Here is a 15,817-nt window from a genome sequence, read left to right on the forward strand (position 1 = left end):
GAGGGGAAGCGGGGCGCCGTGGCGCCCTGCCGGTCAGGATGACTTACTGGTCGCCCTGCACTTCGTCGTAGGGTTCCTTCAGGCGTTCGGCGAATTCCTCGGGCGTGACCGATCCGCCGATGACAGCCTGAGTGGCCTTCAGCATGACGTCGTAGTAGCCGGGAACCGGCCAGTCCGGATAGAAGCCGAGGCCATTCTGGGCGACGAGCTTGTTGAAGAGCTCGACCTCGATCTTGCCGACCGGATCGGTGACCATGGCCGGATCTGCGGCGATCGGCAGACCGCCGGAATTGCCGAACAGCGCCTGATTATCCTTCGACAGCGTGATGTCGATGAAGTCGTAGGCGAGGTCCTTGTTCTTGGCGTTCTTCGGCACGACCCAGATATTGCCGGTCGATGCGGGCGAAATGACATTGCCCGGGAACAGGAACTGGCTGGCCTTGAAGTTCTTGATGGCGCCGAACTGGGCACCGTACCAGGTACCGGTCACAACCATCGGAGACTTGCCGGTTTCGAAGAGGTTCGCCATGTCAGGCGCCTTGAGGCCGGTCGAATCCTTGGAAATATAGCCCTTCTTGACCCACTCCTGCAGTTTCTGGCCGGCATAGACTAAGGGGGCCGTATCGAGCGGCGTGCGGATGGCCTGGAAGTCGTTGACCCACTTCGGATCGGCCTTCGACAGCGCGAAGAGATACATCAGATGCTGGGCCGGGTAATCGTTGGCGGCCTCTGCGATCGGCGTGACGCCCTTCTTGACGAAGACGTCCATCACCTTTTCCATCTCTTCGAGGGTCTTGGGAACCTCGACGCCGGCTTCCTTGAACATGTTCTCGTTGTAGAACACCGAGACGAATTCGCCGTAATTGGCAACGCCGATCAGCGGACCGTTGCCGTAGATGCCCTTCTCGTCGTAGCGGCTCAGCTGGTTGCTGGCATCGGAGAGAACCTTGTCCCAGCCGCGCTGCTTGGCAACGTCGCCGAGATCGGTCAGCAGGCCCTGCGATGCGGCGAGACCGGCAACGGCATTGCCCTTGTTATATTCCATCAGGTCCGGCGCTTCGGCCGAATTCAGGATCATGGTGCCGGATTTGGTGATCTGGTCGAAGGTCTTCAGCTCGAACTGAACTTTGACGTCGGGGTGCTTCTCCTGGAAGGTTTCAAGCGCCTTCTTCCAGGTGATGCCGGCGGCACTTGCCGCGTCTTCATACCACCAGATCTTGAAGGTCTTGTCCTCGGCATGGACGGTCGTGGACAGCAGCATCGAAACGCCGAGCGCCAACGCAAGTTTTGATATCGCTTTCATACTTTCCTCCCAAAAGCGGCCATGCCGCGAAAGCTTAAATGATCGCGTTGCACGCCTGGCCTCCTCCGCCCGCGCACGCCGCACGATAGGTCAGTCAAACCGGATCGGCAACAAAATCACCGCCCCGGGCATGCTTTAGGTGGTTCAGCGCATGAACCTGACCGGTCATCTCCAGCGCATCACGGTAAACAGGGTCGTGCCAGCCTTCGATATCGATCGAACCCGACCAGCCGGCCAATCGCAGTTCGGAGATGATGTCGGTCCAGTTGCTGTCGCCGAAGCCCGGCGTGCGCATGAAGACAAATTTTTCCTTGCCGAAGATGCCGTGCTCCTTGATGACGTCCCAGCGGACCGTCGCGTCCTTGCCGTGGACGTGGAAAATCTTCGAGGCCCATTTGCGGATCTGCGGCAGTGGCTCGATGAGATAGACCATCTGGTGGCAGGGTTCCCATTCGAGGCCGATATTGTCGTCGGGTGTCTCGTTGAAGATCAGCTCCCAGGCATCGGGGTTATGAGCGATGTTCCAGTCGCCTGTCGCCCAGTTGCCGTCCATGGCGCAGTTTTCGAAGGCGATCTTGACGCCCTTGTCGGCTGCCCGCTTGGCGAGATCACCGAAGATCTGCTTGTAGCGCGGCAGGCTGTCGGTCAGCACCTTTCCGCGGATGCGGCCGGTAAAGCCGGCAACGCAGGTGGCGCCGAAATGATGGGCGTTGTCGATGCAATCCTTCCAGCCCTGCAGTGTCTGCAGGTCGATGTCGGTCTCTTCGAGCGGGTTGCCGAACATGCCGAGCGTCGAGATGGTGATGTCGCGATCGCCGATCGCGTCGCGCGAGCGCTTGCCGAGTTCGGCGAGATCCTGGCCGTTGGTCGTCTGCCAGAAGAACGGCTCGAAACTTTCGAAACCCATATCGGCGATCTGGCCGATGCGCTTGTCGGCGCCGCCGTTGGAGGCGCTGATCATGGTGCCGATACGGATGGACTTTGCGGGGTTGCTCACGATCTCATGTCCTATGCTGAAATTTCAATGCGCTTGCCTGTCTTGGCGCTCTCGATGGCGCCGAAAACCATGGCAAGACTTCTGATATTGTCGGAGCTGACGGTCTCCGGCCGTTTGCCGGAGCGGATGGCCTCGACGAAACTGGCGATGACGCTGGCATGGCCATGCGTCTCGTCATCATGCTCGGGCTGTGGAACCTCGACGGCGCTGAAGCCATGCAACAGGCCGGGCTCCACGCCCGAAACGGCGGCGCTGAAGTTTTCCGCACCATCCCAGGTCAGCATGCCCTTCGAGCCGACCAGCCGCCACTCGCTTTCCCAGCTGGTGCGCTCGCCTTCGGCGCACCACGAGCCGCGATAGGTGAAGACCACATCGTCGGCAAATTCGAAAGTGGCGTTGGCGGAAGCGCCATGACGATACCACGAGCCCTTCGGGTTCTTCTCGACGCAATAGACGGCCAGCGGCTTCTTGCCCGCCACATAGCGGGCGGCGTCGAAGGTGTGGATTGCCATGTCTAGCAAAAGGACATTGTCCATCTCCTCGCGAAAGCCGCCGAAATGCGGGGCGATGAAGAAGTCGCAATGAATGCCGGTCAGATCGCCGATCGCCCCGCTCTCGACGAAGCGGCGCATGCGGCGCACGCCCGAGATGAAGCGGCGGTTCTGAATGATGGCGTGGATCTTTCCGGCATCGGCGGCCAGATCGATCATCGCTGCACCTTCGGCAAGCGAGGTCGCCATCGGCTTTTCGCTGAGCACATGGCAACCGGCCTTAAGCGCCGTGGAAACGACATTGAAGCGGGCAGCGGGAATGACGACGTCGAAGACGATATCGGCCTCTGTCCGCGCAATGACATCGCCAAGGGCGGCGCCGATGACAGCATCGCTCAAGCCGAATTCGGCAGCGAGCGCTTCGGCGACAGCAGGGTTCAGATCCACGAGGCCCTTGACGGCGATCGCACCGGCCAACGCCGGCGTGTCCTGGATTGCCCGCAGCCAGCCTTTCGACATGGCTCCGCATCCGCATAAAACGGCATTCAATGTCACGATTTCCTCCCGCGGCGCGCTTCCCGTCTCCTCCGGAAGCGCATTCCGTAAACGTTTACGATACTATTCGGAAAGGTTTCCTGCTGTCAAGGCACCGGTAAATTAGAAAAAATGCTGCGGAAAACACCAGTGAAAGCCAGCCCTTAGGCTGGTTTGCGCGGCAGTGCAGCACAGAAATATCTTCGATGTCATCTGGCTGTTAAACAAACATTCTACTAAGCTCCAGACCGGATTGCACAGCCGTGCAATGGGAGGAGACACGATGAACCAGGACGCGTTTCTGGAACTGAATTCTGTTGCCTGCAGATATGGCAGCACCAAGGTTCTGAACGATATCAACCTCAGCATTCAGCGCGGCGAATTCGTGGCCCTTCTCGGCTCTTCCGGCTGTGGAAAGACGACGCTGCTGCGCGTGCTGGCTGGTTTCATCGCGCCCTCTTCCGGCACCGTCAGCGTCCGGCATCGCGATGTCACGCATCTGCCGCCGGACAAGCGCGGCATGGCGCTGGTTTTCCAGTCCTACGCGCTCTGGCCGCATATGACGGTCGCACAGAATATCGGCTATGGCCTGAAGCTGCGCGGCGTTGCGAAGGCCGAGATCGCCACGCGCGTCGCCGCCATGCAGAGCCTGCTTGGCCTCGACGGGCTTGGCGCACGAAAGCCCGCGGCGCTGTCAGGCGGCCAGCGCCAGCGCGTCGCCCTTGGCCGTGCATTGGCCATCGACCCCGAGATACTGCTGCTCGATGAGCCGCTTTCCAATCTCGACGCCCGCATTCGCCTCACGGTCCGCCACGAGCTTCGCGCGCTGCAGAAGCGTCTCGGCATCACTGCCGTTCACGTCACCCACGATCGCGAGGAGGCCATGGTGATGGCCGATCGCATCGTCATCCTCAATGCCGGAGAGATCGCCCAGCAGGGAACGCCGGAGGATGTCTACAACCGCCCGGCATCCGCCTTCGTCGCCGCCTTCATGGGCGCCGAGAACGTGCTGTCGCTGGAAGGCGCCCCGCAGGGCGACAGTTTCCACATCGCCGCAGGTCCTGCCAATGCTGCAGGCAGCGTGCCGCTGCTCGGCCGCAAGCTTCTAGCTGGCACCATCGAGGCGCGGTTCCGGCCGGAAGCCGCCCAGCTGCTACCGATGGACACGCCGATCGCGGCACCCGGCATGACCTTCGAGGGCGAGGTGACCGCCGTCAGCTATCCGGGCGGCCATTGGCGCCATTCCGTCAGGCTCGGCGAGCGCGACATCATGGCCGATGCGCCGCGCGCCTTCGAACCTGGTGACCGCGTGCAGGTCCATGTCGGACCGGACGCGCTGTTTCTTTTCAATTCGCCGGAGTCCAACCCGGCCATTGCCATTTCCCGGTCCGCGGCCGGGAAAGCTCACGCATGACTTTATCTTTTTGAACCCATGGAGACATACTCATGAAGAGACTGACCTATGCAGCTTTCGCCGTCGCTCTCGCCGCCTTCCCGCTGAAGGCCGAAGAACTGACCGTTGCGACCGCTGGCGACCAGAACATGGTCGATTACATCAACCAGTATCTCGGCCCGCTTTTTGAAAAGGCCTATCCGGGCAATACCGTTCGCGCCGTCGGCACCGGCCCCGGCGACGCCGGTTCGCAGAAGATCCTCGAGCGCTTCGACGCCCAGCAGGCTGCCAACACGGCAAACTGGGATATCGACGTTGCCGTCGTCCACGAGAAGTTCGCTGGCCCGATGGTCCAGAAGGGCTATCTCGAGAAGTATCGTGGCGCGATCGACACCGGCAAGCTGGTTTCGCGCGACAATGCCAAGAACGCTCTCGGCTCCGACGTCGACGGCTATGTCATGCCGATGTTCAACAGCCAGACGGCAATCGCATACAACCCGGCTCTCGTTCCGAACCCGCCGAAGAGCTACACCGAGCTCGCAGCCTGGGCCAAGGAACATCCGAAGCAGTTCGGCTATAACGGCATCAAGGGCGGCGCTTCCGGCGTCAGCTTCGTCATGGGCTGGATCTACGCCTTCGGCGGCGGCGATGCTGCCAACCTGATGACCGGCCCGTTCAAGCAGGATGAGACCACAAAGTGGGGCGATGCCTTCAAGAGCCTTGCCGACTTCACCAAGAACGCAACGCTGACGCCTGGCAACGCCGGCACGCTCGACCTGCTGTCGCGCGGCGAAATCGCTATGGGTCCGGTCTGGGTCGACATGTTCTACTCCTGGCAGGCCAATGGCCAGCTGCCGCCGGAACTGAAGCTGGTTCTGCCGGCTCCGGGCATGCCGGGCCAGCCGATGCACTATGTCGTTCCGGCCAAGGCATCGCATAAGGACCTCGCCGAGAAGTTCATCGCCCTCGCCACCAGCCCTGAAGTTCAGGCCGACGGCATCGTGAAGAAGTTCAACTGGTATCCGGGTATCGACGCCCAGTTCGTCAAGCCGAGGCTCGACGATGCCACCTGGAACAAGCTGTTCGTCGACATCACGCCTGAAGACCTCGCCACCAAAGGCAAGCCTTTCCCGATCGCGCCCTACAACACCGCGATCCTCGAAGCCTACGAGCAGTCTGTGAAGTAACGCACTGTCTTCTCCCCAGCGGGGAGAAGATGTCCGAAGGACAGATGAGGGGGTGAGCGACGGAGGAGCGAACGGCCGGCGAAAGCAAGGCCGCTCCCCGCCCGATCGCCCCCTCATCCGGCCCTCTGGGCCACCTTCTCCCCAAGGGGAGAAGGGAACAAGAAGCGAGGTCAAACGATGTCCAGACGCCTGCTCGGTCTCTTGCTCGTGCTTCCGGCACTTGCGGTGATTGCCTTTCTCTTCATCCTGCCGCTGGTCATGTCGGCGGTTGGCGCCTTTCGTATCGAAGGCGGCGGGTTCGGCTGGGACAATTTCTACAAGACCTTCGATCTCTACACCAAGGACATCATCTTTTCGGTGGTGATCATCACCATCTCGACTATCCTGATCGGCCTCGCCTCGATCGCCATCGGCGGCTATCTGACGCTCGGCGAGCATCCGGTCGCCGTTGCCATCCTGCGCTGGCTCTATCGCTGGCCGATGTTCATTCCCTTCATCGTCGTTGGCCAGATCCTGCGCACGTTCCTCGCCAAGAGCGGGCTGATGAACAGCACGCTGATCAGCCTCGGGCTGCTGACGCCGATCGACGCCCAGAGCTATCTCGACTGGCGCGGTATCGTCATTGCGTTCGTCTGGAAACAGACGCCGTTCGTGACACTGCTGGTTGCCGGCGCCATGGCCTCGGTCAACCGCGATACGATCGAGGCGGCCCGCAATCTCGGCGCTTCGCGCCTGCGCCTGCTCTTTGAAATCCTCGTACCGCAGGTGTCGGTAACGCTGACCGTCGGTCTGATCCTGTCTTTCGTCACCATGATGTCCGTTCTCTCGGTACCGCTGATGATCAACGCGCAGTCGCCGACGATGTTGACGGCCGACATCGCCTTCCGCGTCAACGCCTATGGTGACTATGGTGTCGCCAATGCGCTCGGCCTCGTCTCGCTGGTGCTCGCCTCGTCGGTCGCCTGGATCTACCTGCGCCAGAGCCTGAAGGAGCGCGCATGACCCTCGCCACGCTTTCCCCTTCGCAATCGCAAGCGAGCCCGCTCTCGGCACTCTGGTGGATCCCGCGCGGCATCATCTTCGGCCTGATGGCCTTCTTTATCTTCGGGCCGCTGGCAAACCTGCTGCTCTGGACAGTCGCCGAGAAGTGGTACTTCCCGCACAGCCTGCCGCTGCAATACGGCTTCAGCAGCTGGGCGAAGGTGTTCGCGCCGCGCGGCGGGGCGCTGGAATCGCTGACCAATTCGCTCATCGTCGCCGTGTTGACCGTCGTCTTCTCGTTGCTGCTGGCAATCCCCGCCGGCTACGCTCTGGCGCGGCTGAAATTGCCTTTCCGGGCTCTGATCCTGCTTGCCTTCCTGATTCCTCAGGCGTTTCCGAACCTGACGGTCTATGTGAACGTCGCCCGCATCTTCTACGAGATCCGCCTCAATGGCACGATCCTCGGCGTCGTTCTCGTCCATGCCTCGCATGGTCTCGTCTACGCCGTCTGGATCGCCACGGCGGCCTTCTCGGCAATCGACGAGGAGCTGGAGCAGGCGGCGCGCTCGGCTGGAGCCAGTGCCATCAGGGCCTTCATGGATATCACTTTGCCGCTCGCCGCCCCCGGCCTGATGGCCAGCGCCATCTTCGTCTTCCTCGAAAGTCTCGATGAATTTACCGGAAGCTATTTCGTCGGCGCACCGGATGTGAACATGCTGCCGCTTCTGCTGTATACTGCAGGTTCCGGCGGTAATTATCAGATCGCCTCGATCACTGCCCTCTTGCTGCTCATTCCTTCCTTGGTCTTTATGTTTATCGTCGAGCGATTCCTGAAGGCAGACGTCCTTTCACGCGTGGGGCATTGAGAGATTGTCATGAATGACGGCCCGATCAACGACGCCAAGAACCAGCGCAAGGAGCGGATGCGCTTCGTCAGCGCCGAACAGGTGGCGCAGCTTGCCGGCGTCTCGCGATCGGCGGTTTCGCGCACCTTCACGCCGGGCGCCAGCGTGGCGCCGCTGACGCGCGAGAAGGTACTGAAGGCAGCCGACGAGCTCGGTTATCAGGTCAACGACCTGGCGCGCGGCGTGCTTGCCAACCAGAGCCGGCTTGTCGGCATCGTTGCGACACGGCCGGAAGTCGGCTTCCGGGCCCACCTTGCGGCGGCCTTGTCGAAGGCGCTGATCCAGCGCGGCAGCATTCCGATCCTGATCAACACCGGTCAGACCGAAGAGGAAATGCTGGCCGCCCAGAAGATGCTGATTGGCCACCGCGCCGAGGCAACGATCATCCTCTCGGGCTCGCCGCCGGCCAATTTCGTCGAGCTGGCGCATCGCAACGGCCAGCCACTGGTGGTGATCGGCCGCTCCGAGCCGGATGCCGACCACGTGCGCGCCGGCAACTCCGAAGCATCGCGAAAAGCGGCCAACGCCTTTTTCGAAAAGGGCCGCCGGAAGCTTGCCGTCGCCGCATCCTTCTCCGCGACCTCAAGCATCGCCGAGCGCGAGAACGCCTTCAGAACTGCTGCCGAAGCACTGGGGGCAACCGTCACCATCGGCCGTGGCAAGGATTCCGACTATGACAGCGGTATCGCCGCCGCCAGGCAGCTTTTCGCGCGTTCGGACGACCATCCCGACGCCGTCTATTGCGCCAACGACCAGATCGCCTTCGGACTGATGGATTATGTGCGCACCACACTCGGTCTACGTATCCCGGAAGACGTCGCCGTCATCGGCTTCGACGATGTTCCCGAAGCCGCCTGGCTGAGCTACCGGCTGACGACCTTCCGCCAGGACCCTGTCGTCATGGCGCAGCGCGCTGTCGAGTTGGTGGAAAAACGGCTGGCCAATCCCGACCTTCCCCCCGCCTATGAGCGGGTCATTCCGGAGCTGATCGTCCGCGACAGCTTCGTTCCCTGACCCAGAAAGATCCCCATGCCCTGCGAATTCCCTGATGATCCGCGCTTCGTGCTGGCGCGGGAGGTGATCCTCGAAGCCGCGGCAAAGGCGCTCGCCTACTTTGCCGACCTCGCTTCGCTGGAAAGCAGCCAGAAGCTCAACGGTCAGGATATCGTCAGCGAGGCCGACAAGGCGGTCGAAGCGCTGATCCGCACACGCATTGCCGCCGCCTTTGCCGATGATGGCGTGCTCGGCGAGGAAGAGGGCCTGAGCGAAGGCCCATCGGGCTATCTCTGGGTGGTCGATCCGATCGACGGCACCAGCTGTTTCGTCAACGGCCTCGACCAATGGTGCATCTCAATCGCCGTCATGAAGGGCACCGAGACAGTGCTCGGGCTGATCTGCCAGCCATCGACAGGCGATCTCTTCGTTGCCAAGCAAGGCGCTGGCGCGCAGCTCAACGGGCGGCCGATGCAGGTGACCGGTACCGGCAGTATCTCGACCGGCCTGCTCGGCGTCGGCGCTAATTTCCGCATTCCGCTCCGGCAGGTGTCTGTCTTCATCGAGCTGCTTCTGGAAGCGGGCGGCATGTTCATCCGCAATGGTTCGGGCGCGCTCATGCTGGCGCAGGTCGCCAGCGGGCGGCTGGCTGGCTATTACGAGCCGCATATCAACGCCTGGGACTGCGCAGCCGGCCTGTTGATGATCCGCGAAGCCGGTGGCTGGACCGCGGACTTTCCGGGCGAAGGCGGAACGCTGCTGACCGGCGGCCCCGTCATCGCCGCAGCGCCGCAGATGCGCGACGAACTGCTTTCGCTTATCACTCATTCGCTTGCAAATGCCGAGGCTGCCGCATGAAGCTCATCCACATTTCCGATTTCCATCTGGTTTCCGCTGGTGAAACGCTGCTTGGCCTCGATCCGGCCGCCCGCATGGATGCGTGTCTTTCAGACGTCGAGCAGTTTCACCCAGACGCTTCGCTCGTCGTCGTATCGGGCGATCTTTCGGAGACCGGCGGCGCCGATACCTACGAGATACTGAAGTCCCGCGTTCAGCGCTCGCCGCTGACCATCCGGCTGATGCTCGGCAATCACGATATCCGCAAGAATTTTGCCGCAGCGTTCCCGGATCAGATGGCCGAAAACGGCTTTGCCCAGGCAGCGATCGATCTCCCCGAGGGCCGGGTGATCACGCTCGATACGCTCGACGACGGCAAGGTGACCGGCAGGCTCTGCGCTTTGAGACTGGCCTGGCTCAAGGAAAAACTCGATGAAGCCAGCGACCGGCCGGTCTATCTCTTCATGCACCATCCGCCGGCCAAGGTGTATCTGCCTGCCCTCGACCTTTTCGGACTTGCCGAACCGGAGCCGCTCTTCGAACTCCTGAAAAGCCATGGCAATGTGCGCCACATCTTTGCCGGCCACCTGCACCGGCTGATCACCGGCAACTGGCAGGGCATCCCTTTCGCCATCCTGCGCAGTACCAACCACCAGACGGCGCTCGACTTCGTTTCACCGAAGACGACGAACTGCTTCGAGCCGCCGGTCTATTCGATCATCCTCGCCGACCCGGATTCGCTCATTATTCATATCCACCAATTCGCCGATTGACGGCGGTAGCGCTTTCCGGAAACGTTTTCCTGTGGCAAGAAGAGGGTTCTACGGGCTTTGATCGAGGAGGAAGATCGCCTGATATGAAAGGGATCCGACAACTTGCAAAGCATCTCGACATTTCGATCGGAACGGTTTCCCGCGCGCTGAACGGCAAGCCCGATGTGAATGAGGAAACCCGCAAGCGCGTTCTCGCCGCCGCCGAGGAGCTTGGCTATGTCGCCAACCAGTCCGGCCGCAGCCTGCGTCAGGGAACGACCAACGCGATCGGCTTGATGATCGAATCCAGCAAGGAGACCGTCGAAAATAGCGACGACTTCTTCCTCGGCGTCACCGGCGGCCTGCAGAGCGTCCTGGCACGGCACAAGCTCGACCTCGTCATGCTGCCCTGCCCCAATGACGAAGACCCCTACGAATATCTGAAGCGCATGGTGGCGCGCCGCGTCGTCGATGCCATGATCATCTCGGCAACACAGCGGATCGACAAGCGCATCGATTTGCTGGTCAAGGCCAAGATCCCCTTTGTCAGCCTCGGCCGCAGCTCGTCGGGCGGCAACTACCCGTGGATCGACCTTGATTTCGAGGGCGTCGCGACGTCGGCCGTCGACCGGCTGGTTGCCAAGGGTCACCGCAAGATCGCTATCGCCGCACCGTCGAACGACATCAATCTCGGCTACATCTTCGTCGATTCCTACCGGCGGGCGCTGGAGCGGCATGGCATCAAATACGATCCCAATCTCGTCATCCGGGTGAAATCGAGCGAACAGGGCGGCTATCAGGCGGGCCATGAGCTCTTGCTGCTCGACAGCAAACCGACAGCCATCATCCTGATCTATGAGCTGATGGCATTCGGGCTCTATCGCCGGCTGGTCGAAGCGGGTGTGATTCCCGGCCGCAACCTCGCCATCATCGGCTTCCGCGAAGAGCCGCGCGGACGGTTCCTGCAGCCGTCGCTGACCTGCTTCCGCATGTCGCTACGCGATCTCGGCGTCGAACTCGCCGAGACCCTGCTTGCGACCATGCCGGCCTATGCGGAATCCTATCCGGAGGGAGCCCGCAACACGATCTGGCCACTAGAGCTGGTGCCCGGCGAAAGTGACGCGTTCTCGCTCACGTCCTGACTGTAGCCTGCGTATTCTCGTGGTCCTTGCGGGCGATCAGCTGCGTCACGAGGAAGACGAGCAGGCCGCCTGCCGCCAGGCAGATCGCGAGGAAAATCATCGGTGCGATCGTGCTGCCGGTTGTATCCTTGATCCAGGGCACGACATTCTGCGCCACGAAGCCGCCGAGATTACCAACCGAATTGATGGCGGCTAGGCCTGCGGCAGCTCCCGCGCCCTTCAGGAAGCGCGACGGCAGGCTCCAGAATACCGGCTGCGGCGCAAAGATGCCGGCTGCGGCAACGCAGAGGAAGGCGAATTGCAGCGTGTTGTTCGGGATCAGCGCCGATAGCAACAGGCAGGCCGCACCGATAAAGGCCGGGATGACGATATAGGGCGTTTTGGACGGCGCCTTATCGGCCATCGCGGGCACGGCATAGAGCGCAACGGCGACCAGGATCCACGGGATGACATTGATGAAACCGTTGACCGTGTTGGTGACCCCGAAGCCATGGACGATGGTCGGCAGCCAGTAGCTGAGACCATAGGCGGCCAGGGGGAACGCCACGTAGCAGAGTGACATCAACAGCACGCGCGGATCGATCAGCGCCTTGAAGCCGTTCTCGGCATTCTTGTCCATGCCGGCATTTTCGCTGTCGAGCCGGTTCTGCAGCCAGCTCTTTTCGTCGCTGCTCAGGAACGTCGCGGTCTGCGGATTGCCCGGGAGGTAGAAGAAGGTGACGATACCGGCGATGACGGCCGGAATGCCTGTCGCCAGGAACACCCATTCCCAGCCCGCATAGCCATAGAGGCCATCGAGATCGAGCAGCATGCCGCCGAGCGGCGCGCCGACGGCGTTTGCCAGCGCACTGAAGATCATGAACAGCCCCACCATGCGGCCGCGATAATCCGCCGGAAACCAGAGCGTCAGCAGATAGAGCACGCCCGGGAAGAAGCCCGCCTCGCAGACGCCAAGCAGAAAGCGCAGGATGTAGAACATCGTCGCGTTCTGCGTATAGGCGAGCGCGATGGTGACGATGCCCCAGGAGACAAGAATGCGCGCGAACCAGATGCGGGCGCCGAGCTTGTTCAGAAACAGGTTGCTGGGAACTTCGAAGAGGAAATAGCCGATGAAGAACAGCGAGGCGCCAAGGCCGTAGGCATATTCGCTCATGCCGAGATCGCCAACCATCTGCAGCTTGGCGAAACTGACATTCTGCCGGTCGATATAGGCGATGAGATAAAGGATGCCGAGGAACGGCATCAGGCGCCAGGTGATCTTGGAGATCAATTCCCGTTCGCTGACCATGCTTGCTTCTCCGAAATGATATTGCTCAGCAGGTACTTATGGCCCGTCCGGCGATTATCAATCGAACGTTGCAGATATCAGTACCGCCGCGCCGCCGGAGCGGCGCGGCAATGGTTCATTCGGCGGCTGCGACCGCGGTACGGCGGCCGATGGTTGCCTGCGTCACGGCAAAAGCCAGGAAAGCACAGATGGCGATACCGCCGGCCATCGGCAGCGCGGTACCATCGGCAACCAGGCTCGAGAAGACCATGGCGACCGCCGAGATGACGAAATGCAGTGTGCCCATCAGTGACGACGCGGTGCCCGCGATCTCACCGTGATCCTCCAGCGCCAGGACGGCGCTGGTCGGAATGACGAGGCCGAGGAAGCCATATCCGGCGAACAGGAACACAGCCATGACAGGAAGCTGGTCGAGGCCGGCGGCCATGACGGCGACCATGGCGATCATCACAAGCGCGTAGGAGGTGACGGCGATGCGCATGACGCGGACAAGGCCGAATTTCTCACCGAGCCAGCCGGTTGCCTGCGACACGGCGAAGAACGACACGGCGTTGATCGAGAAGGCGAAGCTGTATTGCGTCGGCGTCAGCCCGTAATGCTCGATGAGCACGAAGGGCGAATTGGCGAGATAGACGAGGAAGCTCGAGATACCCAGGCCACCGATGAAAGTCAGCGTCATGAAGTTGCGGTCGCGGAGAAGCATGCCGTAGGCGCGCATGGCGCCAGCGATGCTGCTTTCCTTGCGATGGTGGGCAGGCCGCGTTTCCTCGAGCTGCGTTGCCAGCAGAAGGATACCGATGAAAGCCGCAATGGTGACTGCCCAGAACACGCCCCGCCAGCCGTAGAAGGCAATGACGGCACTGCCGGTCAGCGGCGCAAGGATCGGCGAGATCGAGAAAACCAGCATCAGCAGCGACATAAGCCGCGCTGCCTGGACGCCGGTATGCATGTCGCGGACGACTGCGCGCGGAATGACCATGCCGGCAGCGCCGCCGATGCCCTGGATAAAGCGGAAGGCGATCAGCGTTTCGATATTCTGCGCCAGCGCGCAGCCGACACTGGCGACGACGAAGACGCTGATACCGATATAGAGCGGCAGCTTTCTGCCCCACATGTCGGACAGCGGCCCATAGAGAAGCTGCGCCAGTGCAAACGAGATGAAGAAGGCAAGCAGGCTCAGCTGTGTCACGCTGTTGTCGGAGTGAAGGTCCGCCCCGATGGACGGCAGCGCCGGCAGATACATGTCGATGGCAAACGGGCCGATGGCCGACAGCAAGCCGAGAATGAGCGCAGTGCGAAAGAATGGAGCGTTCATGGCGGTGATCTTTCATAAAAACGCAGCGGACGAGGCGGAAATTCACACCACCGCTTTGCTTTCGAAGGGGTTCAATTGGGTGTCCGGAGCGGTCCATCGGCGCCTTGGGAGAAGCGTCAACGAATACGCATCAATATGTCAATTATTTTGGACACTGGTGTAAAATTAGACAGCATTGTCTAAAACGTCAAGACGCACTACATTTACGGATATGAAAAATTCCGCGACACCCGAAAAGCGATCCGAAGGACCGACGCAGCGCGGCCAGTTCAAGAAGCGTGCATCGATCCTGGAGGCCGCGGCCGAGGTTTTCTGCCGCGAGGGTTTCGCCGGAGCGAGCGTCGACGAGATCGCCATCGAGGCCAATGTCTCGCGACAGACCGTCTATAATCACTACTGCGAGAAGGAAACGCTATTCGTCGCCGTCGTCGAGGACGTCATGAGCCGCGCGGACCAGATGCTGTTCTCGATGCTTTCGACCTTCCCGATCAATGCCGACAATCTGGAAGACGATCTCGTCGCCTTTTCAATTCGCATCAACAAGAACTGCTTCTGCAATCAGGACGGAAAATTCCTGCGCCGTCTGATCCAGAACGAAGGCGAGCGCTATCCGCATCTCTTTGAGACCTGGCGTCAGCAGGGACCGGGCAGGATCATTTCAGCGCTCGGGGCGCTGTTTGCGCGGCTGAGTGCCGGAGGGTCTCTGAAGATCGATGATTTCGATGTGGCAGCCCGCCAGTTTCTGGCGCTCGGCAATGCCGATCTGCAATTGATGCTTCTGTTCGGACAATTGCCGACGGAATCACAGCTCGAAAGCGCAGCACGCAATGCCGTGCGGACTTTCCTTCGTGCCTACGGCACGGAAAAGCTAGCCGAACGGCCGCAACTTGCGGCCGTCAGCGGCTAATTTCAGGCAAACACCATCATCTGCGGCGGCACCGACGCCAACATGCCTGCGCGGCGCGCGACGGCATATTTCAGCGACTGTTCGACCACCGCAGGCATGACGGGCTTGCTGACGACACCCAGCGCACCCTTGACGCCGTTTGCGACAGCCTCCGGGTTGCCGGTCATGAAAACGACCGTGATGCCATGCTCTTCGGCAAGGCGGCGGCCGATTTCCGGACCTGTCGCGCCATCGGACAGGTTGATGTCGACGAAAGCCACGTCCGCCAGGTGCGCAAGCTGCAACGCCTGCTCCTTGTTGGTCGCAAGTCCCGCGACTTCCATTCCCAAGTTTTCGACTGTCGCCTCGAGGTCGAGGGCGATCAGAAACTCGTCTTCTACAATCAATACTCTCTGGTTCATAACGTTATCCCGCAGCCATTTACGCACAACATTGATGGCCATGACGCCCTCTTCCGTTAACCCAAGCACGCGAAAGAACTTCATTCCGGACGGTTGTGAGCCTCTGGAACTTGAGCAGATAACGGTGCTGAACAGGTTATGTTCCGGGCCGGAACGTATTTTTTTGAGTTTAACCCGTTGTTAACATTGATAAAATGTTAAAATTAGCTAAGCCTTTGAAATGATAGGCGGCTCAGGGTGCCGCCTGCGTGGTTATCCACAGGGCGGAATAACACTCGACAGGCCCTCAGAGCAAGAACGGATCTTCCCGGCACGCCTCGCAAGAAACCTTTTCGGATTTTCGGCGAGAGTTCGAGTGTATCCGGCTGATCGGCCGGTCGCCGGGATGACA

Annotated in this window: 15 protein-coding genes; 9 read left to right on the forward strand and 6 right to left on the reverse strand. The window is 61.0% G+C overall.

The genetic code is table 11. The annotated features are described in order from the left end of the window. Window positions 1-43: 43 nt before the first annotated feature. From AB4Z25_RS22685 to AB4Z25_RS22695, 3 genes are all read right to left on the reverse strand, one after another. On the reverse strand, window positions 44-1,303 hold the full coding sequence (locus AB4Z25_RS22685; protein WP_442209169.1) for an ABC transporter substrate-binding protein: 1,260 nt from the start codon (window positions 1,301-1,303) through the stop codon (window positions 44-46). Between the two features lie 94 nt (window positions 1,304-1,397). Continuing rightward, entirely contained in the window at window positions 1,398-2,300 is a 903-nt protein-coding gene (locus AB4Z25_RS22690) for a sugar phosphate isomerase/epimerase family protein (RefSeq protein WP_442209171.1), read from the reverse strand. A gap of 11 nt (window positions 2,301-2,311) precedes the next feature. Beyond that, window positions 2,312-3,346: a Gfo/Idh/MocA family protein gene (locus AB4Z25_RS22695; RefSeq protein ID WP_442209173.1), complete on the reverse strand. Its 1,035-nt coding sequence runs from the start codon at window positions 3,344-3,346 to the stop codon at window positions 2,312-2,314. Window positions 3,347-3,608: 262 nt separating this feature from the next. Between AB4Z25_RS22695 and AB4Z25_RS22700 the strand changes: the two genes are divergently transcribed. From AB4Z25_RS22700 to AB4Z25_RS22735, 8 genes are all read left to right on the forward strand, one after another. Continuing rightward, a complete protein-coding gene (locus AB4Z25_RS22700; RefSeq protein WP_442209174.1) occupies window positions 3,609-4,739 on the forward strand; it encodes an ABC transporter ATP-binding protein in 1,131 nt (376 codons plus the stop codon). A gap of 32 nt (window positions 4,740-4,771) precedes the next feature. Beyond that, window positions 4,772-5,905, forward strand: coding sequence for an ABC transporter substrate-binding protein (locus AB4Z25_RS22705; RefSeq protein ID WP_442209176.1), 1,134 nt, complete (start codon window positions 4,772-4,774; stop codon window positions 5,903-5,905). Between the two features lie 177 nt (window positions 5,906-6,082). Next, complete coding sequence (locus AB4Z25_RS22710) at window positions 6,083-6,907, forward strand: ABC transporter permease (protein ID WP_112388929.1); 825 nt, start codon at window positions 6,083-6,085, stop codon at window positions 6,905-6,907. Beyond that, window positions 6,904-7,752 (forward strand): ABC transporter permease, encoded by an 849-nt coding sequence (locus AB4Z25_RS22715; protein ID WP_442209179.1) that lies wholly within the window; start codon window positions 6,904-6,906, stop codon window positions 7,750-7,752. Before AB4Z25_RS22710 ends, AB4Z25_RS22715 begins: the two co-directional genes overlap by 4 nt. 9 nt (window positions 7,753-7,761) lie before the next feature. Then, the gene (locus AB4Z25_RS22720) at window positions 7,762-8,805 is read left to right on the forward strand and encodes a LacI family DNA-binding transcriptional regulator (RefSeq protein ID WP_442209180.1); all 1,044 of its coding nucleotides are present in this window, start codon (window positions 7,762-7,764) and stop codon (window positions 8,803-8,805) included. A 15-nt stretch (window positions 8,806-8,820) separates the two neighbouring features. Then, a complete protein-coding gene (locus AB4Z25_RS22725; protein WP_442209182.1) occupies window positions 8,821-9,642 on the forward strand; it encodes an inositol monophosphatase family protein in 822 nt (273 codons plus the stop codon). Next, complete coding sequence (locus tag AB4Z25_RS22730; protein WP_442209184.1) at window positions 9,639-10,394, forward strand: phosphodiesterase; 756 nt, start codon at window positions 9,639-9,641, stop codon at window positions 10,392-10,394. The genes AB4Z25_RS22725 and AB4Z25_RS22730 overlap by 4 nt, the downstream gene beginning before the upstream one ends. Window positions 10,395-10,477: 83 nt before the next feature. Next, window positions 10,478-11,515, forward strand: a complete 1,038-nt coding sequence (locus tag AB4Z25_RS22735; protein ID WP_112388925.1) for a substrate-binding domain-containing protein — start codon at window positions 10,478-10,480, stop codon at window positions 11,513-11,515. On the opposite strand, the gene AB4Z25_RS22740 is transcribed toward AB4Z25_RS22735, so the two are convergent. Both AB4Z25_RS22740 and AB4Z25_RS22745 read right to left on the reverse strand, forming a co-directional pair. Further along, window positions 11,505-12,803 carry an MFS transporter gene (locus tag AB4Z25_RS22740; RefSeq protein ID WP_112388924.1) on the reverse strand — a complete coding sequence of 433 codons (1,299 nt, stop codon included), beginning with the start codon at window positions 12,801-12,803 and terminating at the stop codon, window positions 11,505-11,507. The two genes, AB4Z25_RS22735 and AB4Z25_RS22740, sit on opposite strands and share 11 nt — an antisense overlap. Before the next feature lie 115 nt (window positions 12,804-12,918). Then, window positions 12,919-14,118, reverse strand: coding sequence for a multidrug effflux MFS transporter (locus AB4Z25_RS22745; RefSeq protein WP_112388923.1), 1,200 nt, complete (start codon window positions 14,116-14,118; stop codon window positions 12,919-12,921). A 175-nt stretch (window positions 14,119-14,293) separates the two neighbouring features. Between AB4Z25_RS22745 and AB4Z25_RS22750 the strand changes: the two genes are divergently transcribed. Next, entirely contained in the window at window positions 14,294-15,025 is a 732-nt protein-coding gene (locus AB4Z25_RS22750) for a TetR/AcrR family transcriptional regulator (protein ID WP_442209186.1), read from the forward strand. 2 nt (window positions 15,026-15,027) lie between these two features. On the opposite strand, the gene AB4Z25_RS22755 is transcribed toward AB4Z25_RS22750, so the two are convergent. Then, window positions 15,028-15,468 carry a response regulator gene (locus AB4Z25_RS22755; protein WP_112388921.1) on the reverse strand — a complete coding sequence of 147 codons (441 nt, stop codon included), beginning with the start codon at window positions 15,466-15,468 and terminating at the stop codon, window positions 15,028-15,030. Between the last annotated feature and the right edge of the window lie 349 nt (window positions 15,469-15,817).

The organism is Rhizobium sp. RAF36, assembly GCF_052114105.1.
Classification (GTDB): Bacteria; Pseudomonadota; Alphaproteobacteria; order Rhizobiales; family Rhizobiaceae; genus Rhizobium.